At 36.1% G+C, this 21,016-nt stretch carries 20 protein-coding genes; 16 read left to right on the top strand and 4 right to left on the bottom strand.

Annotation, left to right across the window (positions count from 1 at the left end; translation table 11 throughout):
* The first annotated feature begins 36 nt into the window (after positions 1–36).
* From NYG92_RS00750 to NYG92_RS00735, 4 genes are read left to right on the top strand one after another with little or no spacing between them, the layout of a single operon-like run.
* Positions 37–1,176: a hydrogenase small subunit gene (locus tag NYG92_RS00750; RefSeq protein WP_004277638.1), complete on the top strand. Its 1,140-nt coding sequence runs from the start codon at positions 37–39 to the stop codon at positions 1,174–1,176.
* A 2-nt stretch (positions 1,177–1,178) separates the two neighbouring features.
* Positions 1,179–2,894 carry a nickel-dependent hydrogenase large subunit gene (locus NYG92_RS00745; protein WP_289233226.1) on the top strand — a complete coding sequence of 572 codons (1,716 nt, stop codon included), beginning with the start codon at positions 1,179–1,181 and terminating at the stop codon, positions 2,892–2,894.
* 9 nt (positions 2,895–2,903) lie between these two features.
* Complete coding sequence (cybH, locus tag NYG92_RS00740; RefSeq protein ID WP_027303580.1) at positions 2,904–3,596, top strand: Ni/Fe-hydrogenase, b-type cytochrome subunit; 693 nt, start codon at positions 2,904–2,906, stop codon at positions 3,594–3,596.
* Positions 3,593–4,126, top strand: a complete 534-nt coding sequence (locus NYG92_RS00735) for a HyaD/HybD family hydrogenase maturation endopeptidase (RefSeq protein ID WP_289233225.1) — start codon at positions 3,593–3,595, stop codon at positions 4,124–4,126. The genes cybH and NYG92_RS00735 overlap by 4 nt, the downstream gene beginning before the upstream one ends.
* Here NYG92_RS00735 and waaF read toward each other — a convergent pair.
* The gene (gene waaF / locus NYG92_RS00730; protein WP_289233224.1) at positions 4,116–5,060 is read right to left on the bottom strand and encodes a lipopolysaccharide heptosyltransferase II; all 945 of its coding nucleotides are present in this window, start codon (positions 5,058–5,060) and stop codon (positions 4,116–4,118) included. The genes NYG92_RS00735 and waaF overlap by 11 nt on opposite strands.
* A 49-nt stretch (positions 5,061–5,109) precedes the next feature.
* On the opposite strand from waaF, the gene NYG92_RS00725 reads away from it, so the two are divergent.
* Genes NYG92_RS00725 through NYG92_RS00685 form a run of 9 tightly spaced genes read left to right on the top strand, consistent with a single transcriptional unit; the run spans position 5,110 to position 15,760 of the window.
* The gene (locus NYG92_RS00725; protein ID WP_289233223.1) at positions 5,110–5,928 is read left to right on the top strand and encodes a glycosyltransferase family 2 protein; all 819 of its coding nucleotides are present in this window, start codon (positions 5,110–5,112) and stop codon (positions 5,926–5,928) included.
* Positions 5,929–5,985: 57 nt separating this feature from the next.
* Positions 5,986–7,170, top strand: a complete 1,185-nt coding sequence (locus tag NYG92_RS00720; RefSeq protein ID WP_289233222.1) for a glycosyltransferase family 8 protein — start codon at positions 5,986–5,988, stop codon at positions 7,168–7,170.
* Between the two features lie 57 nt (positions 7,171–7,227).
* Positions 7,228–8,682: a murein biosynthesis integral membrane protein MurJ gene (gene murJ, locus NYG92_RS00715; protein ID WP_289233221.1), complete on the top strand. Its 1,455-nt coding sequence runs from the start codon at positions 7,228–7,230 to the stop codon at positions 8,680–8,682.
* Positions 8,669–10,033: a cysteine--tRNA ligase gene (gene cysS, locus NYG92_RS00710; RefSeq protein WP_289233220.1), complete on the top strand. Its 1,365-nt coding sequence runs from the start codon at positions 8,669–8,671 to the stop codon at positions 10,031–10,033. The genes murJ and cysS overlap by 14 nt, the downstream gene beginning before the upstream one ends.
* On the top strand, positions 10,033–11,751 hold the full coding sequence (locus tag NYG92_RS00705; protein WP_289233285.1) for an ABC transporter ATP-binding protein: 1,719 nt from the start codon (positions 10,033–10,035) through the stop codon (positions 11,749–11,751). The genes cysS and NYG92_RS00705 overlap by 1 nt, the downstream gene beginning before the upstream one ends.
* A 38-nt stretch (positions 11,752–11,789) precedes the next feature.
* Positions 11,790–12,845, top strand: coding sequence for a quinone-dependent dihydroorotate dehydrogenase (locus tag NYG92_RS00700; protein ID WP_416346594.1), 1,056 nt, complete (start codon positions 11,790–11,792; stop codon positions 12,843–12,845).
* The gene (locus NYG92_RS00695; protein WP_289233219.1) at positions 12,842–14,092 is read left to right on the top strand and encodes a M16 family metallopeptidase; all 1,251 of its coding nucleotides are present in this window, start codon (positions 12,842–12,844) and stop codon (positions 14,090–14,092) included. Before NYG92_RS00700 ends, NYG92_RS00695 begins: the two co-directional genes overlap by 4 nt.
* Positions 14,085–14,981 carry a 4-hydroxy-tetrahydrodipicolinate synthase gene (dapA, locus tag NYG92_RS00690; RefSeq protein WP_270965868.1) on the top strand — a complete coding sequence of 299 codons (897 nt, stop codon included), beginning with the start codon at positions 14,085–14,087 and terminating at the stop codon, positions 14,979–14,981. The genes NYG92_RS00695 and dapA overlap by 8 nt, the downstream gene beginning before the upstream one ends.
* Entirely contained in the window at positions 14,981–15,760 is a 780-nt protein-coding gene (locus NYG92_RS00685) for an enoyl-ACP reductase (RefSeq protein ID WP_270976308.1), read from the top strand. Before dapA ends, NYG92_RS00685 begins: the two co-directional genes overlap by 1 nt.
* 12 nt (positions 15,761–15,772) lie before the next feature.
* Here the strand turns inward: NYG92_RS00685 and NYG92_RS00680 are convergent, their stop codons facing one another.
* Entirely contained in the window at positions 15,773–17,041 is a 1,269-nt protein-coding gene (locus NYG92_RS00680) for a M20/M25/M40 family metallo-hydrolase (protein ID WP_289233218.1), read from the bottom strand.
* 57 nt (positions 17,042–17,098) lie between these two features.
* On the opposite strand from NYG92_RS00680, the gene NYG92_RS00675 reads away from it, so the two are divergent.
* Positions 17,099–17,617 (top strand): thermonuclease family protein, encoded by a 519-nt coding sequence (locus tag NYG92_RS00675; RefSeq protein ID WP_270961921.1) that lies wholly within the window; start codon positions 17,099–17,101, stop codon positions 17,615–17,617.
* Between the two features lie 8 nt (positions 17,618–17,625).
* Complete coding sequence (locus NYG92_RS00670; RefSeq protein WP_004277621.1) at positions 17,626–17,814, top strand: hypothetical protein; 189 nt, start codon at positions 17,626–17,628, stop codon at positions 17,812–17,814.
* Here the strand turns inward: NYG92_RS00670 and NYG92_RS00665 are convergent.
* On the bottom strand, positions 17,800–18,372 hold the full coding sequence (locus NYG92_RS00665; RefSeq protein ID WP_027303566.1) for a hypothetical protein: 573 nt from the start codon (positions 18,370–18,372) through the stop codon (positions 17,800–17,802). The two genes, NYG92_RS00670 and NYG92_RS00665, sit on opposite strands and share 15 nt — an antisense overlap.
* Before the next feature lie 106 nt (positions 18,373–18,478).
* Between NYG92_RS00665 and NYG92_RS00660 the strand changes: the two genes are divergently transcribed.
* A complete protein-coding gene (locus NYG92_RS00660) occupies positions 18,479–18,928 on the top strand; it encodes a low molecular weight protein-tyrosine-phosphatase (protein WP_289233217.1) in 450 nt (149 codons plus the stop codon).
* On the opposite strand, the gene NYG92_RS00655 is transcribed toward NYG92_RS00660, so the two are convergent.
* Complete coding sequence (locus NYG92_RS00655) at positions 18,925–21,015, bottom strand: RNA degradosome polyphosphate kinase (RefSeq protein WP_289233216.1); 2,091 nt, start codon at positions 21,013–21,015, stop codon at positions 18,925–18,927. The genes NYG92_RS00660 and NYG92_RS00655 overlap by 4 nt on opposite strands.
* Position 21,016 lies beyond the last annotated feature (1 nt).

The raw sequence follows: 21,016 nt of genomic DNA, 5'->3' as shown, positions 1-21,016 counted from the left end.
TTATTTTAAAGAATAAAAATTTAAAAAGGAAAAGTGATGGTTGATCTAGAGCAAATCAAAGAACGCTTAGCGACACTTGAAAAGCTTCCTTCTTTAAAGTCCAATGGCTCTATCCCTAAGGCTTTAGAAAAGGCGGGTTTTTCAAGAAGAGATTTTATGAAATGGGCTGGGGCTATGACGGCTTTTTTGGCACTTCCTGCAAGTTTTGCACCTATGGTGGCAAGGGCAGCGGAATTAGCCGATAGACTTCCTGTTGTGTGGCTTCATATGGCTGAATGCACTGGGTGTAGCGAAAGCTTATTAAGAAGCGATACGCCGACTATTGATAGTCTTATATTTGATTATATTTCTTTAGAATATCACGAAACGGTAATGGCAGCTTCAGGTTGGCAAGCGGAAGAAAATTTAGAAAATGCCATTGAAAAACATAAGGGTAAGTATGTCCTAATGGTCGAAGGTGGTATCCCTATGGGCGATACAGAGAGCTATCTTACCATAGGACCTCACGGAAAAACTGGTTATGAAATTTCGAAATTAGCCTGTGAAAATGCTTATGCGATTTTGGCTATTGGCACTTGTTCTAGCTTTGGTGGGATTCAAGCGGCGCGCCCTAATCCAAGCAATTCTCAGCCCTTAAGCAAGGTAACAAATAAAACTATTATCAATGTTCCAGGCTGTCCTCCTAGCGAAAAAAATATCGTGGGTAATGTCCTTCAACTTCTTCTTTTTAAAGAGCTTCCTAGTCTTGATGTGTATAATAGACCTAAATGGGCTTATGGCTTGAGAATTCACGATTTGTGTGAAAGAAGAGGGCGTTTTGATGCGGGTGAATTTGTCCATAGTTTTGGTGATGAGGGTGCAAAGCAAGGATACTGTCTTTATAAAGTGGGCTGTAAGGGTCCTTATACTTTTAATAATTGTTCTAGAGAAAGGTTTAATCAGCATACTTCTTGGCCTATTCAAGCAGGACACGGCTGTATAGGTTGCTCGGAGCCAAATTTCTGGGATACTATGGGACCTTTTGAAGAGCCTTTGGCAAGTCGTCAATTTGACCCTGTTTTGGGACTTGGGGCAGATAATGTCTCGGATAAAATAGGCATAGGCGTTTTAACGCTCACAGGAGTTGCCGTAGCTGCACACGCGGTAATCGCTTCTATGAAGAAAAATGAGGAGTAAAAATGAGTCAAAAAATTATCGTTGATCCTATCACAAGAATTGAGGGGCATTTGAGGGTTGAAGTTGTTGTTGATGATGATAATGTTGTCAAGGAGGCTTATGCTGGCTCTACGCTTTGGCGTGGGATTGAAACTATTGTTAAGGGTCGCGACCCAAGAGATGCAGGCTTTATGACGCAAAGAATTTGCGGAGTTTGCACCTTTTCGCATTATAAAGCTGGAATTGTCGCTGTGGAAAATGCACTTGGCATCACTCCTCCACTTAATGCCTTACTAACTAGAACTTTGATGAATGCGGCTTTATTTTTACACGATCATATTGTGCATTTTTATCAGCTTCACGCACTAGATTGGGTTGATGTAGTGAGTGCTTTAAGTGCTGATGTGAAAAAAGCAAGCGATTTAGCCTTTAATTATACTTCAAATCCTTACGCCACAGGTGCGGATAAGCTTTTGGAAGTGCAACAAAGACTTAAAGCCTTTGTCGATAAGGGGAATTTGGGACCTTTTGCTAATGCTTATTATGGGCACAGCACTTACCGCTTTAACCCAGAGCAAAATCTTATTGCTCTTTCGCATTATTTAGAGTGCTTAAGAATTCAAAGAATTATCGCGCAATGTATGGCGATTTTTGGTTCTAAAAATCCTCACCCACAAAGCTTGACTGTGGGCGGAGTTACTTGCGTTATGGATCTTTTAAGTCCTTCTAGAATGGGTGAGTATATGGAGAAATTTAAAGAGGTGGCAGATTTTGTGAACCGTGCCTATTATCCTGACTTAGTTATGGCTGGAAAAGCTTATGCAAATGAGGCTAGTGTGTTAAATGATGTCGGTGTGGCAAATCTTTACACTTTTAAAGAATTTCAAGTGGGTCGCGATGAGTGGCTTTTTGAAAGTGGCATTATTAAAAATGGCGATTTAAGTAAGGTTTATGAGGTGGAAGAAGATAAGATTACCGAAGAGGCGACTCATTCTTGGTATGCGGATAATGAGCCTTTACATCCTTATGATGGCAAAACAAATCCTAATTACACAGGGCTTGTCGATGGCGAAAGTATCGATCATCACGGCAAAATAGCTCATACTAAAAATTTCGATACTAAGGGTAAATATAGCTGGATTAAGGCTCCTCGTTATGAGGGTGAGCCTATGCAGGTGGGACCTTTGGCTAATATTGTCGTAAATTATGCTAAAAATAATCAATATGTAGTTCCTGTTGTCGATACCTTTTTAAAAGAAACAAATCTTCCTTTAACGGCGGTATTTAGCACTTTGGGAAGAACGGCTACTCGCTGTTTAGAGGCTAAGATTATCGCTGATAATACCCTGAGAGCTTTTGATAATTTAGTCGCAAATTTAAAGATCGATGAAAGCACTTGTTCGCCTTATGTGATTGATAAAAATAAAGAATATAAAGGGCGTTATATGGGGCATGTGCCGCGTGGGACTTTGAGTCATTGGTGTAGGATTAAAAACGGCGTGATTGAAAATTGGCAAGCTGTTGTCCCTAGCACTTGGAATGCTTCTCCAAAAGACGCAAAGGGTGTAGGTGGAAGCTACGAGCAATGTTTAATCGGGCTTAAAATCGCCGATGTAAAGCAGCCTCTTGAAATTATACGCAAAATTCACTCCTATGATCCTTGCATTGCTTGTGCTGTGCATGTTATGGATACTAAGGGAAATAATTTAAGTGAATATAAAGTCAATGTGAATTTATAAGGAGACTTTATGCAAAAACAAGAAGAAAAATTGCAAAGAAAAGCAGAATATGAATTTAGCATAGGTTTGCGTTTAACCCACTGGATAAGGGCTGTAGCGATTGTGATTTTAGTGGGGACTGGATATTATATTTCTTATGTTTTTCAAAGCCCAAATTTGCCAAGTGATCCTAGTAATTTTATGCAAGCAAAATATCGCTTAGTGCATCAGGCTGTGGGTTTTGTTTTGATAGGATGCATTATTTTTAAGGGCTATTTGTTCTTTTTTGACAAGTGGAGTCGTAAAGAAAGGGCAAGTATCGCTGATATTTTTAGCCTTAAAATTTGGGTAGAGCAGATTAAATTTTACCTTTTTTTAGGAAAGCATCCCCCTTTAAAAGGCGTTTATAATCCCTTACAATATGTAACTTACCTTTTCTTTTATCTTGTGATGATAGGCATTATCCTTACAGGACTTATTCTTTATACGCACACTTACCACGAGGGCTTGGGTGGTATGCTTTATGATATGCTAAGACCACTTGAGGCTATGATGGGGGGCTTGGCTGAGGTTAGGACTTATCATAGAATTTTAATGTGGGTGATTTTGATTTTCGTGCCTGTGCATATTTATATGGCTATTTTTAATGCAGTCAAGGGTAGAGATGGTGCTTTAGACGCTATTATTAGCGGTTATAAATTTATCAAGGAAGAGAAAAATTGAATTTTCTTGTGCTTGGCATAGGAAATATTATGTTTGCAGATGAGGGCTTAGGCGTTCATCTTTGCAAACAGCTTGAAAAAAACTACAAATTTAACCACCCAAATCACACTTTAAGCTTCATTGATGGTGGCACTTTAGCCTTGCAGTTAAGCTATATTATGGCAGAGTATGATGAGATGATTGTGCTTGACTGTATTGATGCTGATGATGCTGAAGTGGGAGAGGTATTTTTCTTTCCTTATGAGGCTATGCCAAAGAGGGTGAATTGGAGTGGAAGCGCACACGAGATAGAAATGCTTCAAACGCTACAATATATGGAATTAGCTGGGGATTTACCGCATACACAAATTTTAGCAGCCGTGCCAAGACGCATTGAGCCTATGAGTTTTGAGCTTTCAGGTGAGATTATTAAAGCTGCTAGCGTGATGGAAAAAATTTTACTTGATTATCTAGCTAAAAAGGGCTTTAACTATGAAAAGGTGGGAGATTTTACCCTGCAAGATTTGGCACGAATTTCTTTTAAGCCTTAAATTCTTTTAATTTTTCTATAACCATTTGTGGCGTTAAATCCTGCATACATTTGTGATGCTTTAGCGGACAAACACGCTTCATGCAGGGCATACAGGCTAGATTAAGATGGATAATTTTGGCATTTTTACTTTGCCAAGGAGAAGTTTGTGTGAATTTGGTTGGTCCAAAAAGCACGAGCATTTTGACTTTTAAAGCTGCACCTAAATGCATAGCACCGCTGTCATTTGTGAGAAAAAGATCACTTAGGGCGATATTTTGCGTAAGGGTATGAATGCTTGTTTTATTGCATAAATTCTTAGCTTTAATGCCATTTTGTGCAAGAATTTCGCAGATTTTAGCACAAATTTTAGCCTCTTCTTTACCCGCCCCAAGAATAATAATTTCGTGGCTTTTGGCAAATTCAAACCCCACTTTTGCAAAATACTCTTCATCCCAGCGTTTAGCACTCCCATAGCTTGCACCAGGGTTTAAAGCGAGAATTTTTTTGCCACTTTTAAGTTGTAGGGGTGCTTTAAATTTCGTTTTGATGGGTAGTTTTAAATCTTTTGATGAGATTTGAAAATTTAAAGTATGCTCAATGAAATTTAAGTATTTTAAAACTTGATGTGAGTCTTTTAAGATTTTTTTGTTGAAACAAAATTTTTTTTTGGATTTTATGATTTTTAAAATAAGCTTTGCCGAAAGTGCCGAGCGAAAAGAAAATGCAAGGTCAAATTGATGATTTTGACGCAAATGAAAGGCTTGTTTGTAGCGCTTTTTTTTATCTTCTAAGATAATGCTTGAGTTGGGAAATTCTTTAAAAAGTGTTGTCGCTACAAAAGAGCCAAAAAAGATAAATTCAGCTTCTTTAAATTTTTCCTTAATGCCATAAATCGCCACACTAGCCATTACGGTATCGCCTAGCCAAGTGGGGAGATTGATAAAAATTTTCATATTTTGCCTTTGTGTGTTAAACTTTTAATTTTAACAAAATAGGCTAAAAATGACAATAATTTCTATCATCATCCCACTTCATAACTGCGAAAATTTCATACACAGAGCCTTAAAAAGCTGTCAAAATCAAGATTTTATCAATTATGAAGTGATTATTATTGACGATAAAAGCGAAGATGAGGGAGCTAAGATAGCTTTAGAATTTGTTAAAAAGGATAGACGATTTAAGCTTTTTAGTAATGCCACACACTTAGGCACTTTTGCAAGTAGAAACGAGGGAATTTTAAGGGCAAATTCGCCTTTTTTGATGTTTTTAGACGCAGATGATTATTTATGCGATGGGGCGTTAAAAAGGGTTTTTGAAAGTTTAAATTTAAAAGCTGATGTGGTGCTTTTTGACTCTTTTGTGCATAGGGTTAAAACAAAGCAATTTTATCGTTTTAAGCAAGATGAAATTTTAACTCAAAATGAATTTTTTCAGTTTCTAGGCAAACAAAGACATTTTTGCTGGTCGCTTTGGGCTAAGGTTTTTCGTAAGGATTTGGCTTTAAAATGTTTTGAGTTTGTTGATAAAAATGCGTTTTTGTGCTATGGCGAAGATGTGCTTTTTTGCTATATTTATTTTATGCTTTGCGAGAAAATTGCCGTTTTTAAGCATAGCATTTATATGTATGAATTTAATGTTTTTGGGCGTTATGAGAGCAAGGAAGCAACGATTTTAAAGCAAAATTATGAAGATAAGACAAAAAGTGTTCATCTTATAAAAAGCATAGCGCAGAAATTTCCTCCAAATGATTTAAACCCTAAGCTTTTTAAGGTTTTAGAAAAAGAGATAAGAGATTTAAAGATTAGAGCTTTGATTAATTAATTGTAAATTGCTAAACTAAAAGAATTAAGTGAAAATTTTTAAGTATAAGGACTTTTTGTGTACCACATTTTTTTTACAGCCGATGAAAATTACATTAAATTTACTAGTGTTTTAATGAGTAGCATTATCAAAAATGCGACAAAAGCTTATGAAAAAAAGCCTTTTTGCTTTCACATTTTAAGCGATTTTGTAAGCGATGAAACGAGGCAAAAGCTAGAAAATTTGCAAAAAGCTTTGTGCGAAATTTACCCTTGCGAAATCATAATCCACATCCAGGATAATGCCAAATTTGACAAATTTCCAAGTTCAGGTGCAGCACAAAATAATAAACTTTCTTACTACCGCCTTAAAATGATGGCTTTTTTAGATGAAAGTGTCAAAACTTGTCTTTATTTAGATTCTGATATGCTCGTTTTTGATGATGTAAGAGAGCTTTTTGAGCTTGATTTAAAGGATAATATCGCTGCTGTGGTGGGGGATATGGGAAGTAAGAAAGCCAAGATTAAATTTAAAGAAGCAAATGAAAAGAAGATTTTTTATTTTGATGAAAATTATTTTAACTCGGGTTTTTTGCTTATCAATGTGAAGGAATACAAAAAGGCACAAATTGAAGAGCGTTGTGAGGACTTAGCGTCAAAATGTTTTTATATTAAAAGTGCAGACCAAGATTTGCTTAATGCCTCTATAGAGCCTAAAAGGCGTTTAAAGCTTGATTTTGCTTGGAATTTCTTTGTCAATGCCTACGCTTATGTGATTACAAAAGATGATAAAAAAGGCTATTTAAACTATACAAAAGAGGAATTTAACCGCAGCTTTGAAAATCCTAAAATTCTTCATCTATGCTTTAAGCCTTGGAAATTTTTACGCTCTTTTAATGATAGTAAGGGGCGTAATGTCAATGATTTATGGTGGGAGGAAGCGGTTAAAACTCCTGCTTTTAATACCGAGCTTTTAGAGCTTAAAAGCCACATTAAAGACCATTTGCTTTATGCAGGGCTTGGTGCGTTATTATACCGCTACACAAAGAATTTTAATTTGCTTAAAATTTCACGCTTGATAAAATATCAAAATGAGGATTTAAAAATCGCACAAAATGCCCAAAATTTCAGTGATAAAGACTTTGCTTCTTTTTTGTTTTTGGGTGAATTTATCTTACACGCTAGGGCAAAGCAAAAAAGTGCTTTTAGTGTATTTTTAAAGGCTTTAAAGCATATTAGAGCTTATGAAAAATATGCGCGTTAAAAAGCGTTAAAATAAGCTTGTTAGAATTGTTGCTTATTTTAATTTAGAGTAGAAAATTTGGTATTTAAAAATTATATAATCAATGCTCTTGGTATTTTATTTTCTCGGATTTTAGGACTAGCTAGAGATGTTTTAATAGCCCTTTTTTTAGGGGCTGGGCTTTATAGCGATATTTTTTTTGTCGCACTTAAAATGCCTGCTTTTTTTAGACGCATTTTTGCTGAGGGTGCTTTTGGGCAAAGTTTTTTGCCAAATTTTGTCAAAGCAAGGAAAAAGGGTGCATTTTGCGTAAGTGTGCTTTTACAATTTGGCTTTATTGTCTTTTTATTTTGCCTTTTAGTAAGTTTTTTCGCGTCTTTTTTTACAAAAATTTTTGCCTTTGGCTTTGATGCAAAGACCATAGCCTTAGCCTCTCCTTTGGTGGCGATTAATTTTTGGTATTTATTTTTCATCTTTGTAGTAACCTTTTTTGGTGCCTTATTAAATTATAAGCACAAATTTTTCCTCACTTCTTTTTCCGCTTCTTTGTTTAATCTTAGCATAGTTATCGCCGCTTTTTTCGTGGATAAAAATGACCCTCATCAAACGCTTTATTATTTTTCCTATGCTACGCTTTTAAGTGGGGTGGCACAGCTTATCTTGCACCTTTTTGCCTTAAAAGATAATGCAGTGGTTCGTGCGATGGGTTTAAGCATTAAGTTAAGGCGGTATAAGGCGAATTTAAAAGGCTTTTATAGCACATTTTCTCACGGAGTTTTAGGCTCTTCAGCGACTCAAATAAGCTCTCTTTTAGACACGACAATCGCAAGTTTTTTAATTACAGGTAGCATTTCTTATCTTTATTATGCTAACCGCGTTTTTCAGCTTCCTCTTGCTCTTTTTGCTATCGCTCTTACTCAAGTTGCCTTTCCTAAAATTTTAAGACTTTTAAAAAGCAGTCAAGAAAAAGAGGCTTTAGACTTTATGCGTAAGGCTTTAGCAGGACTTAGCTTTTTGCTTGTTGTTTCGAGTATAGTAGGGATTATTTTTGCGAAAGAGATTTGTCAGCTTTTGTTTGAAAGAGGTAATTTCACGCAAAAAGATAGCCTTTTAAGTGCTTATGTTTTGATGGCTTATTTGCTAGGTCTTTTGCCTTTTGGCTTACAAAAACTCTTTTCTTTGTGGCTTTATGCGGAATTTAAGCAAAAAATAGCCGCCATTATCGCTATAAAATCCCTTATTTTAAGTGCTTTTGTTTCTATCGTTTTAATTTTTTTGATTAAAGATGAGAATTTAAAGGTTTTGGCTGTGGCATTTGCGAGTTCTTTAAGTGCCTTTTACTTACTTTTGGCTAATATTAAGGAATTTGGTTTTAGGCGTTTTTGGGGCTTAATTTCTTGGAAGAAAAGCCTTTTAGCCTTAGTTTTTTTAGCTTGTTTTTCTTATTTGCTTTTAGAAAGTAAAATGATGATAATTAGCGTTTTAATAGAGTTTTTTGAGTGGATTAAAGGAGGCTTTAATGCTTTTATTTGATAGTGTGAAAAAAGAAAAATTAGCCCTTAAAAAAGAGGGCGTTGTTAATATGTATTTGTGCGGTCCTACGGTGTATGATGATGCACATTTAGGACACGCTAGAAGTAGCATTTGTTTTGATTTATTAAGAAGGGTTTTGCTTTCACTTGGAAGAAAGCTTTACTTTGCTAGAAATTATACTGACATTGATGATAAAATTTTGAAAAAAATGCAAGAAAGTGGCGAAAGCCTAGAACAAATCACACAAAAATACATCGCCCATTATGAAAGAGATATGAAAAATTTGCGTGTTTTAGAGCCTGACTTAAAGCCTAAGGCGACCGAATATATTAAGCAGATGATAGAGCTTATTTTGCGTTTGGAAAAGCAGGGTTTTACCTATACTTTAGAAGATGGAATTTATTTTGATACAAGTAAAGATGAAGCGTATTTAAGTCTTTCAAAACGCAGTTTTGAAGAGACTAAAACAAGGCTTTTAGAGCAGAAAGAAAAGAAAAATGAAAGTGATTTTGTGCTATGGAAATTTGACGAGGGCTTTTATGCTGCACCCTTTGGTAAGGGGCGTCCGGGCTGGCATAGCGAGTGCGTGGCGATGATAGAGGCTTTATTTAAGGACGGACTTGATATACACGCTGGGGGGGTGGATTTGCTTTTTCCGCATCACGAAAATGAGGCGGCGCAGTGTCGTTGTGCCTTTCATAAAGATTTAGCCACGCACTGGCTTCATAATGGCTTTGTGAATATAAATGGCGAAAAGATGAGTAAAAGCCTTAATAATAGCTTTTTCATTAAGGACGCTTTAAAAAAATTTAGCAGTGAGGCTTTGAGGTTTTATTTAATGAGTGTGCATTATAGGGCGCATTTTAATTATTCTTTGGAGGATTTATCCCTATGTAAAAAGCGTTTAGATAAGCTTTACCGCCTTAAAAAACGCCTTGATTTAAACGAATTAGAAGACAAGCCTAAAAAGTGTGAAAGAGAGCTTTCTCTTACTATTTTGCAAGCCTTACAAGATGATTTAAATATCTCTAAGGCTTTAGCTTTGCTTGATGAATTTATCGCAAATGCCAATTTAAAACTTGACGAAAATAAGGTTTTAAAAGAGGATTTAAGGGAGGATTTTAAAGAACTTGCTTTTATTTTTGGTGTAGGCTTTGAAGATGTGATTTTATATTTCCAACAAGGTTTTAGCAAGGAGCAAATTGCGTGGATTGAAACACAAATCGCAAAACGAAGCGAGGCTAAAAAAGCAAAAGATTACGCTTTGGCTGATAAATTAAGGCAAGATTTAGCCGAGTTTGGCGTTGTGCTTTTAGATACAGCACAAGGCACGATTTGGGAGAGAGCTTGATGAGCTTAAGGGAGGTTTTAAGGCGGTTTAAGCCCTTTTATATCGCTTATTTTAAGTATTTTTTACTCGCTTTTTTAGGCATGATGATGGCAGCCTTAGGCACGGCGGCTAGTTTTCACTCTTTACAACCCATTTTAGATTATGTTTTCATAGAAAAAAGGGTGGATTTACTTTACATCGTGCCATTTTTTGTCGTTTTTGCCTATTTGATTAAAAACGCGGGGCTTTATATGCAAAGCTATTATGTCGCATATATTGGCACAAATATTTTAAAAACCTTACGAAAAAATGTGCTTGATAATCTTTTGCGTTTAGATATGGACTTTTTTAAGCGTTATAGAAGTGGAGAGCTAATGAGTCGTTGCACAAACGATATAGGTGCGTTGCAAAGCATAGTTTCTACCTTGTTGCCTGAGCTTTTGCGTGAAATTATGACAGCCATAGGGCTTTTAAGCGTGGTGATCTATCATAGTCCGCGTCTTGCTTTTTTCGCGCTTATCGTGCTTCCTTGTGCGATTTTACCTTTAATATGGTTTGCTAAAAAGCTTAAAAAATATGCTAAAAACACACAAGAAACGGGGGCGGATTTACTTTCTAGTTTGGGAGAAATTTTTAAAAATATCGAGCTGATTAAGGCAAATAGCACAGAGCAAAAAGAAAGTGATAAATTTAATAAGCATAATGAAAAGCTTTGCAAAGTTACACTTAAAACAAGCAGGGTTGATGCTCTAATCTCGCCTATAATAGAGCTTATCGGCTCTTTGGGTGTGGCTTTGGTGATTATTATAGGTGGCAAGGAGGTCATAGCAGGGCGTATGAGCGCTGGCTCTTTCATAGCCTTTGTGTCGGCTCTTTTTGCACTTTATCAGCCCATTAAAAAGCTTACAAATTTGTATGGAAGATTACAAATTGCTATAGTGGCGAGTGAAAGGACCTTTTATTTGCTTGATTTAAAACCTGAAATTAAGGGCGGAGAAAGAGAGCTTAAGAGTATTAATGAAGTGGAATTTAAGGATGTGCATTTTGCCTATGAGGAAAAAAATGTGTTAAATGGACTTAATTTAAGCTTTAAAAAAGGCGAAATTTTAGCTCTTGTAGGAGCAAGTGGGGGAGGGAAATCATCTATCGTAGGACTTTTACTTCACTTTTTTAAAAGAAAGAGTGGGAAAATTTTGCTTAATAATGAAAGCATAGATGAATTTAGCCTAAAATCTTTACGCTTAAAAATGGCTTTAGTTACGCAAGATATTTACATTTTTAACGATAGTATAGCTGAAAATGTCGCTTATAGCGAGGAGCTTGATGAGGCAAAAATCATTAAAAGCTTAAAGCTTGCAAACGCTTATGAATTTGTAGAGAAAATGGGCGGGATTAATGCTGTGCTTTTTGAAAATGGTAAGAATTTAAGTGGTGGTCAAAAGCAAAGAATAGCCATAGCTAGAGCCTTGTATAAAGATCCTGATTTGCTTATTTTTGATGAGGCAACTTCAGCACTTGATAATGAAAGCGAAAGAGCTATTGTAAAAACCATAGAAAATTTGAAAAAAGATAGGCTGATTTTGCTTATAGCACATCGCTTAAGCACGGTAGAAAATGCCGATAAAATCGCCCTAATTGATCAAGGCAAAGTTGTAGCGTGTGGAAGTGATGCTGTGCTTTTGGAACATTGTGAGGCTTATCGTAGGCTAAAAATAAAAAGCGATGAAGCTAAATTGTAAGCAATTTTTGCTAGAATTTCACACCTGAAAGGATAATAATGTATGATTTTTTCAAACCCTTACTTTTTAAGCTAGACCCTGAAAATGCACATAGTTTAGTGGAGCATTCGTTAAGAGCTTTAAATGCCATTTTCCCGGGGGCGTTGAGCTTTTTAGCTTATAAATATATCGTTGATAATGAAATTTTAAGACAAAAATTACTAGGACTAGAATTTAACAATCCCGTAGGTTTGGCAGGTGGCTTTGATAAAAACGCCACAATGATACGCCCTTTAAGTGCGCTTGGTTTTGGTTTTTTGGAATTTGGCACTTTCACACCAAAAGCTCAAGAGGGTAATGAAAAGCCCCGACTTTTTCGTCTAATTGAGCAAGAAAGTTTGCAAAATGCTATGGGTTTTAATAATGACGGGGCTGATCTTATCTCAAAAAGAATGACGCAAAATTACCCTTTTGTTCTGCCCCTTGGAGCAAATATCGGCAAAAATAAGCTTACAGGTAATGAAAATGCTCTAAATGACTATTTTTCCTTACTTAAAAGCTTTAAGGATTTGTGCGATTACTTCATCATCAATATCTCTTCGCCTAATACTAAAAATTTAAGAGACTTGCAAAATGAGGAATTTTTAAATGCCTTATTGAAGGAAGCAAAGCAAATCACAACGAAGCCTATTTTGATTAAAATCGCTCCAGATATGGAATTTAAAGAGGCTTTGAGCCTTTGTGAAAGTGGCATTGCTAAAGGTGTGAGTGGCTTTATCATAGCAAATACAAGCACAGATTATAGTCTATTAAGTAATAACCGCACTTTCGGAGGCATTAGCGGCAAACTCATCACGCAAAAAAGCGGAGAATTCTTTCACGCTCTTTCAAAAGAGCTTTTTGGCAAAACCTTACTTATAGCAAGTGGAGGGATAGATAGTGCGGAGGTGGCTTATGATAGGATTAAAAAAGGGGCGAATTTGGTGCAAGTTTTTACGGGATTGATTTTTAAAGGACCTAGTCTTGTTAAAAATATTAATGAGGGCTTGGTGGAGCTTTTGAAAAAAGACGGCTTTTTGCATATTAGCGAGGCGGTTGGAGTGGAGCTAAAATGATAACTTATGAAAAAAAAGTTTTGAAAAATAAGCTTGAAGTTTATGCCTTGCCCGTGAATAAAAATAGCGGAGTCATCAGCGTAGATATTTTTTATAAAGTTGGCTCAAGAAATGAAACTATGGGGAAAAGCGGCATAGCACATATGCTTGAACATCTTAATTTTAAAAGCACGAAAAATTTAAACGCTGGGGAATTTGATACTATTGTTAAGGGCTTTGGTGGAGTGGATAATGCTAGCACGGGCTTTGATTATACGCATTATTACATTAAATGTTCTAAGCAGAATTTGGAGCAGTCTTTAGGCTTATTTGCAGAACTTATGCAGAATTTAAGTTTAAAAGATGAGGAATTTCAGCCTGAAAGGCAGGTTGTTTTAGAGGAGAGGCGTTGGCGAACAGATAATAATCCGCTTGGCTATTTGTATTTTAGACTTTATAATCACGCTTTTTTATATCATCCTTATCACTGGACGCCCATAGGTTTTTATAAGGATATTGAAAATTGGAGTATTGAGGACATTAGGTCCTTTCATAAAAGCTTTTATCAGCCACAAAATGCGATTTTAATCGTAAGTGGCGATGTCGAGGCAAAGGAGCTTTTTCAAAAAGCTAGTAAGCATTTTGAAAAGATTAAAAATACAGGTAAAATTCCAAAAATTCACACCAAAGAGCCAAAGCAAGATGGAGCAAGAAGGGCAGAGCTTACAAAAGAAACACAAACGGAATTTTTAGCTCTTGCTTTTAAAATTCCAAATTTCAAGCATAAAGATATCCCAGCACTTAGTGCTTTAGCGGAGCTTTTGGGAAATGGTAAGAGTGCGATTATCAATGAAATTTTAGTCGATAAATTAAGCCTTGTAAATGAATTTTACGCTTTTGTTAGTGATAGTGTTGATGAGAATTTATTTATTTTTATCGCAAATTGTAATCCGGGCGTTAAAGCCGAAGAGGTCGAAAAAAAACTTCTTGCAATTTTACACTCCATTAAACAGGGCAAAATTTCAAAAAGATCCTTACAAAGGGTGAAAAATAATACAAGAAGCGATTTTATCTTTTCTTTAAATAATGCCAGTGCTTTATCTAAGATCTGCGGAAGTTATTTGGCAAGAGGAGATTTGAAGCCTTTATTAAATTATGAAAAAAATATAGCCACCCTTGAGCTTGAAGATTTAGTAGAGGTGGCGACAAAGTATTTTATAAGAGAAAATTCAACCACTTTAATTTTAAGAAAGGAAAATAATGGATAAAAATTGCATTATAGGAGCGATGAGCGCACTCATAACGCCTTTTAAAAATGGAAAATTAGACGAGCAAGGCTATGCTAAACTTATCAAAAGACAAATTCAAAATGGTATCGATGCTGTCGTTCCTGTGGGAACAACTGGAGAAAGTGCGACTTTAACGCACGAGGAGCATAGAACTTGCATAGAAATCGCCGTAGATATTTGTAAAGACTCAAAAGTCAAGGTCTTAGCAGGAGCTGGAAGCAATGCTACTCACGAGGCTGTGGGCTTGGCACAATTTGCACAAAAGTGTGGAGCGGATGGGATTTTAAGCGTTACGCCTTATTACAATAAGCCTACGCAAGAAGGACTTTACCAGCATTATAAAGCCATAGCTTCAAGTGTTGAAATTCCTGTGCTTTTGTATAATGTCCCAGGAAGAACGAGCTGTGAGATCGCTACGGACACGGCGATTAGGCTTTTTAGAGCTTGTGAAAATATTTATGGCATTAAGGAAGCAAGTGGAAATATCGATAAATGCGTGGATTTACTCGCACACGAACCGCGTCTTGTTTTAATTTCTGGTGATGATGCGATTAATTATCCTATACTTTCAAACGGCGGCAAGGGCATTATTTCGGTAAGTTCAAATTTGCTTCCTGATAGACTAAGTGAGCTGACAAAAAAGGCTTTAAGTGAGGATTTTAAGGCGGCTAAGAAAATCAATGATGAGCTTTATAATATCAATAAAATTCTTTTTTGTGAAAGTAATCCCATTCCGATAAAAGCGGCGATGTTTATAGCAGGTTTGATTGAAAAATTAGAATTTAGACTTCCACTTTGCCCTCCTAGTAAGGAAAATTTTGCTAAAATAGAAGCTGTGATGAAAAATTATGAGATTAAAGGATTTTGATGGATAAGGAATTTCAAGGGAAAACTTTAGTCATTAGCGGTGGCACGAGGGGCATTGGTAAGGCTATCGTTTATGAATTTGCGAAAATGGGCGTAAATATTGCTTTTACTTATAATTCTAACGCCCAAATAGCTGATGATATGGTAAAAGATTTAGAACAAAATTATAAAATTAAGGCAAGGGCTTATGAGTTTAATATCTTAGAGCCTGAAACTTATAAGGAGCTTTTTGAAAAAATAGATGTGGATTTTGAACGCATTGATTTTTTTATCTCAAATGCCATTATTTCTGGGCGTGCCGTTGTGGGTGGTTATACGAAATTTATGAAGCTAAAGCCTAGGGGGATTAATAATATTTTTACAGCCACAGTTAATGCTTTTGTCGTAGGCTCTCAAGAAGCCGCTAAGAGAATGGAAAAGGTGGGTGGAGGAAGCATTGTTTCCATCTCTTCAACGGGAAATTTGGTGCATATAGAAAATTATGCAGGACACGGCACAGCAAAAGCGGCGGTGGAAGCTATGGCAAGATACGCTGCCACAGAGCTTGGTGATAAAAATATACGCGTTAATGTTGTGAGTGGAGGACCTATTGAAACAGACGCTTTAAGGGCTTTTACAAATTATGAGGAGGTTAAGCAAGCGACCATTAATCTAAGTCCCTTAAATCGTATGGGACAGCCTGAAGACTTGGCTGGGGCTTGTTTATTTCTTTGTTCTAATAAGGCTAGTTGGGTTACCGGACATACCTTTATAGTCGATGGCGGCACGACTTTCAAATAAGGCTAAAAAGCCTTATTGATTGTTTTTTAGCACTTCAAACACGGCTTTAGAAATTTTCTCTACCGAGCTTAATTCACATCTTTCATCTGTTGAGTGAGGATTATAGATATTTGGACCTATGGAAGCACACATTAGGGGGAATTTTTTCTCTATAATGCCACACTCAAGTCCCGCGTGAATAGCTGAAATTTTGACATCTTTGACAAATTGACTAAGAGCTTTGAAAACTTCTTCGCTTAGGGCACTTTCCTTGCCCTCCCAAGGTGGATAAAAATTAAAACTTTCCACCTTAAAATCATAACCCTTAAAAAATTCCAAAGTTTCAAATTCTATGTTTTTAAGCTCATCGAGGGCGTTTGAACGCGCAAAAAGTTCAAAAATAATTTGTTCTCCTTGCATTTTTAAAAGAGAAAGATTAATGCTTGTTTTTACAATATTGAGTTTAGTGTCATAATTTCTAATGCCATTAGCAAAGGCGTTTATCGCACTTAGTAAAAGCTCACTTTGCTCACAAATTTGAACTTCTTGCTCACCCTTAAAAGTGCATTTTATCCATTCATTTTCTCTTAAATCTTTTTCGCAAAGGATTAGAGCTTTAGCGTGTTTTGGTATGGAATTAATTCTTTCACCTCCCTCAAAAAAAATGATTTTACCCTCATTTTGTGTGATAAATTTTGCCATTTCTTTGAGAGCATTTTTTTGGTTTTTAATGATGTCAATACCAGAATGCCCTCCCTTGAAATTTCTCGCTTCTAGCTCATAAACCTTTCCACATGCTTTTTGTGTGCTAAAATGACGACTTGCTTTTATATCCACCCCTCCCGCACAACCTATCATAATCTCATCTTCGCCCTCGTGGTCTAAATTTAAAAGTTTTTTGGCTTTGATTTCGCACTCTAAGCCATTAGCGCCTAAAAGTCCCACCTCTTCATCGTTAGTAAAGAGACATTCTAAATTTGAAAAGCGTTTCATCGCCTCCATCATTATCGCTACGCCTATGCCATTGTCTGCACCCAAAGAGGCATTTTTAGCTTTTAAAAAGCCATTTTCCTCGTAAAGCTCAAGCATAGGTGCATCACCCATACAAACCATATCATAATGACTTTGTAAGCAAATTTTTGGCTCTCCTTTAATGCAGTGGATATTGCCAACCTTGTCAATTTGCACCTTAAAACCGCTTTCTTTAGCATAATTTGCTAAAAAATTTTTTAATTGTTCTGTTTCAAAACTACAATGAGGAATTGCACAGATTTTTTTAAAATTTTCGATAACCTCTTGCATATTTACTCCTTAATTTTGTTAGAATTATGCCATGATTTTTTATTTGCAGGGTAAATTTTGAGAAGGAAAATAAGACAAATTTTAAATCTAAGAAAGTTTGCAAGTAGTCCTAAGAAATTATTTTTAGCTTTAATTTTTGTGTTATTTGCACTTTTTTTGCAAAATTTAACTCAAAATGATGAAAGCTTTGAAGCTAGAGTTGTGAGGGTAATTGATGGGGATACTTTAGATATTTTAAGCATTAGGGGACAAGAGAGGGTGCGAATTTATGGTATTGACGCACCTGAATTAAAGCAGGAATTTGGCTCTAAGTCAAAAGCTTATTTGCAACAACTTGTTTTAAATCAAAACCTTACAATTTTTTATAAAGATAAAGATAGATATGATAGAATAGTCGCTCGTATCACGCTAAGAGGCGAAGATGTGGGGAGGCGTTTGGTAAGTGAGGGCTATGCTTGGGCTTATTGGACTAAGAATTATGAATTAGAGCAAATAAAAGCCAAAGAGCAAAAAAAGGGTCTTTGGAGAGCTAAAAATCCTAAAGAGCCATCTAAATGGCGTAAGGCAAATCAATAAGGATAAAAATGAAACGATATATGATAATTTTAGGCGTACTTTTCAATTTAACGGGCTGTTTTGTTAATGAAAGAGGCATTTCAAATCGCTACTATGATGATTGTAAGGAGTATTATGATGCTAGTGGGACATATCATAAAGAATGCCCCAAAAATTGGATTGATGTGCCTATGACGCCAGAGTCATTTTCCCATTGAGGCAAGTAGGGAGGCTGCCATAGTTTCTGGATTGATGTTGGAGGCTGGAGTTTGCGGAGCTTCTTCTTGCTTGACGGCTTGAGTTGGTGGGCGTTTAAGTTTAAAGATGTGATCATCGGTGCAAATGATTTGTATGCTTGATTCAAACATTTTAATTTCTTTAACCCTACCTACAACCTTAACACTTCTTTTTTTTGAACTTTCATCAAAAAGAGCGTGTGCTTCTAACTCTAGTATATCGCCCATCTTTAAGGGAGCGTAAAAATAGGACTTTGAGCTTATAAGGACGGAAAATTCTTTATTGACAGCGGCTTGTGCGACATAATTTGCTGCAGCAAAGACAAAAGCGTCCATAATCAAGCCTTGCTCATCTATAATCATTTCCGAATTTGTGATTAGCACAGATTTGGCATAATTTTTAGATAAAGCAGTAATCGTCCCCACTAAAGAATTATTTGCCTCAGGACAGCTTACAAGCTCTGTTTTAATGTGCGCCATATCCTCTTGAGATACAAATTCCTCTAGTTGAGTTCCCTCATCAAAATTGTCTTTTTTCATAGCAAACCTTTCTAGCTACTATATCGACTAAAAAAGATTTTTTTTAATACGCTTTTGTTTTCAATTTAGGGATTTGTTGTAAGATAAAGTTTTTTAAGGGGCTAAGATGAAAAAAATTATTTTTGTATGCTTGGGAAATATTTGTCGTTCCCCTATGGCTGAATTTGTGATGAAGGATTTGTTAGAAAAAGAGGGTAGGGAGGGCGAATTTAAAATTTCGAGTGCTGGCACTTCGGAGGAGCATAATGGCGAAAGTATGCATCAAGGCACGAAAAATAAGCTTAATGCTAAAAATATCAAAGCCAAGAATTTCATCAGTAAAAAATTAACGCAAAAAATGTGCGATGAAAATGAGCTAATTATCGTTATGGATAGTATGAATTTGCGAAATGTGAAGCGTTGTTATCAAAATGTGGAATTGAAACTCAAAAAAATGACAGATTTTGCTAAAAATTTAGGCTATGATGAAGTGCCTGACCCTTGGTATAGTGGGAATTTTGACGAGACTTATGAGATCATTTCTTGTGCTTGTAAAAATTTAATCAAGGAGCTTTAATTCTCCTTGAAAAGTTTGGAAGCTAGGTGAGTTGCTTTACTTTCGTCATTTTCTTTTTGTATGGTTTTGTAAATTTTACTCACAATTTCTTCTAGGGTTTGTTGAGAATCGATGATTTTATCTTTTTCTTTTGGCGTAAGTTTGTGATATTCTCCATCTTCTTTAAGCTCGTAGGTTAGGGCATTGTCATTAAGCTCTAGCTTTAAAAATTGTGCAAGTTTGGTTTTGGAACGCTCATCATAAATAGGCGTCATAAGTTCAAGTCTTCTTTCTAAATTTCTAGGCATCCAATCTGCACTTGAGATAAAATAATTTGGACTACTATGTTTAAAATAAAAAATTCTAGCATGCTCTAAATATTTACCCACTATGCTTCTAACGCGTATATTTTTGCTATATTCTGTATGAGGACGAAGGCAGCAAATTCCACGCACGATTAGATCGATTTGCACTCCTTTGCAAGAGGCTTCATATAAGGCACCGATGACATCAGCATCAACTAGCGAATTCATTTTAGCGATGATAACTCCTTCACTCCCCTTCTCGCTTTCAAGCTTTATCATTTTTAAAATTTGTTCTTTGATTTGATTAGGGCTCATTGCAAGGCTTTCTAGACGGCGATTTTTACTAAAGCCTGAAAGTATGTGAAAAAAGCTTGTTGTATCTTTAGCAAATTCCGTTCTTGAGGTAAAATAGCTCACATCGGTGTAAATTTTTGCACTTGAGGCATTATAATTACCTGTGCTAAGATGCATATAAAATTTAAGCTTATCCCCATTTTTTCGAATCACTTGAGAAACCTTAGCATGCACCTTAAAACCTGTGATTCCATAAATGACATGCGCGCCAGCATTTTCTAAGGCTTTAGCCCAGTGGAGGTTATTTTCTTCATCAAAGCGTGCTTTTAGCTCGACCATTACGGTTACTTGCTTACCCTCGCTAGCGGCGTCTATTAGAGCTTGGACGATGTTTGAATTTTTTTCTACTCTATAAAGGGTGATTCTTATAGAAATCACATCAGGATCATCACTTGCCTCTTTTATGAATTTATAAACAGGATCAAAGCTTTCAAAAGGTTGGATTATCAAAACATCTTCTTTATCAATGGCTTCAAAAATGGATAAATTCTCATCAAAAGGCGGCAAGGTTTTTGGCGTGTAAAGAGGGCTTAAAAGATGTGTGAAAGCCTTATTTCCTACGATTTGCCAAAGGGATGGGAGATTAAGCAAGATGGAGTATTCATACACATCTTTATGAAAAATTTTCGTGTGAGTGTGAAGAAATTCTAAAATCTGTGTATCGGCGTTTTCTTCGATTTGAAGACGCACAAAAGCCCCTTTTCTACGCAGTTTAAGTCCTTGCTCTAAAATAAGCATAAAATCATCTGCCTCTTCTTCCTCTATGATAATGTCAGCATTTCTTGTAACCCTAAAGGCAGTCGAAGCTAGGAGCTTAAAGCCCGGGAAAATTTCCTCTGCGTGTTGTTTAACTATGCTTTCTATGGGGACATAGGTGTTGGAATTGACCTCATAAAAGCGAGGTAAAATTCTAGGAATGCGTATCATGCCAAATTTAATCAGCTCAGGATTAGATTTATCACAAATTTTAACCGCCAAAGAAAAAGAAAGATTGTTAAGGTGCGGAAAGGGGTGAGTCGCATCCACGGCGATAGGCACGATAACGGGGAAGATATTTGAGAAAAAATACTCATCGCATTTAGCTTTTAGTTCGCTACTAAGTTCTTCGTAAGATTTGATAAACAAATTCTCACTTGAAAGTTCATTAATAATTTGATGAAAATATTTTTCCAAAAGCTTTTTTTCTTCGTGCAGATATTTACGAATTTCTTTAAGCTGCGTTAAAGGAGACATTTCATCACTGCTGCTTGCATTGACTCCCGCACTAAAAAGTTGCTTAAGCCCCGCCACTCTTATCATATAAAACTCGTCCAAATTCGTGCAATAAATGGCTATAAATTTCAATCTTTCAAGCATGGGCAGGTCCCTACTGCACTGGTCTAAAACGCGAGAATTAAAGCGAAGCCAAGAAAGCTCTCTGTTTAAAAACATATTAGGTTGAGTTTGCATA

It is taken from the genome of Campylobacter felis (genome assembly GCF_030250085.1).
Lineage (GTDB): Bacteria > Campylobacterota > Campylobacteria > Campylobacterales > Campylobacteraceae > Campylobacter_D > Campylobacter_D upsaliensis.
This window is presented reverse-complemented; position numbering and strand designations above follow the sequence as displayed.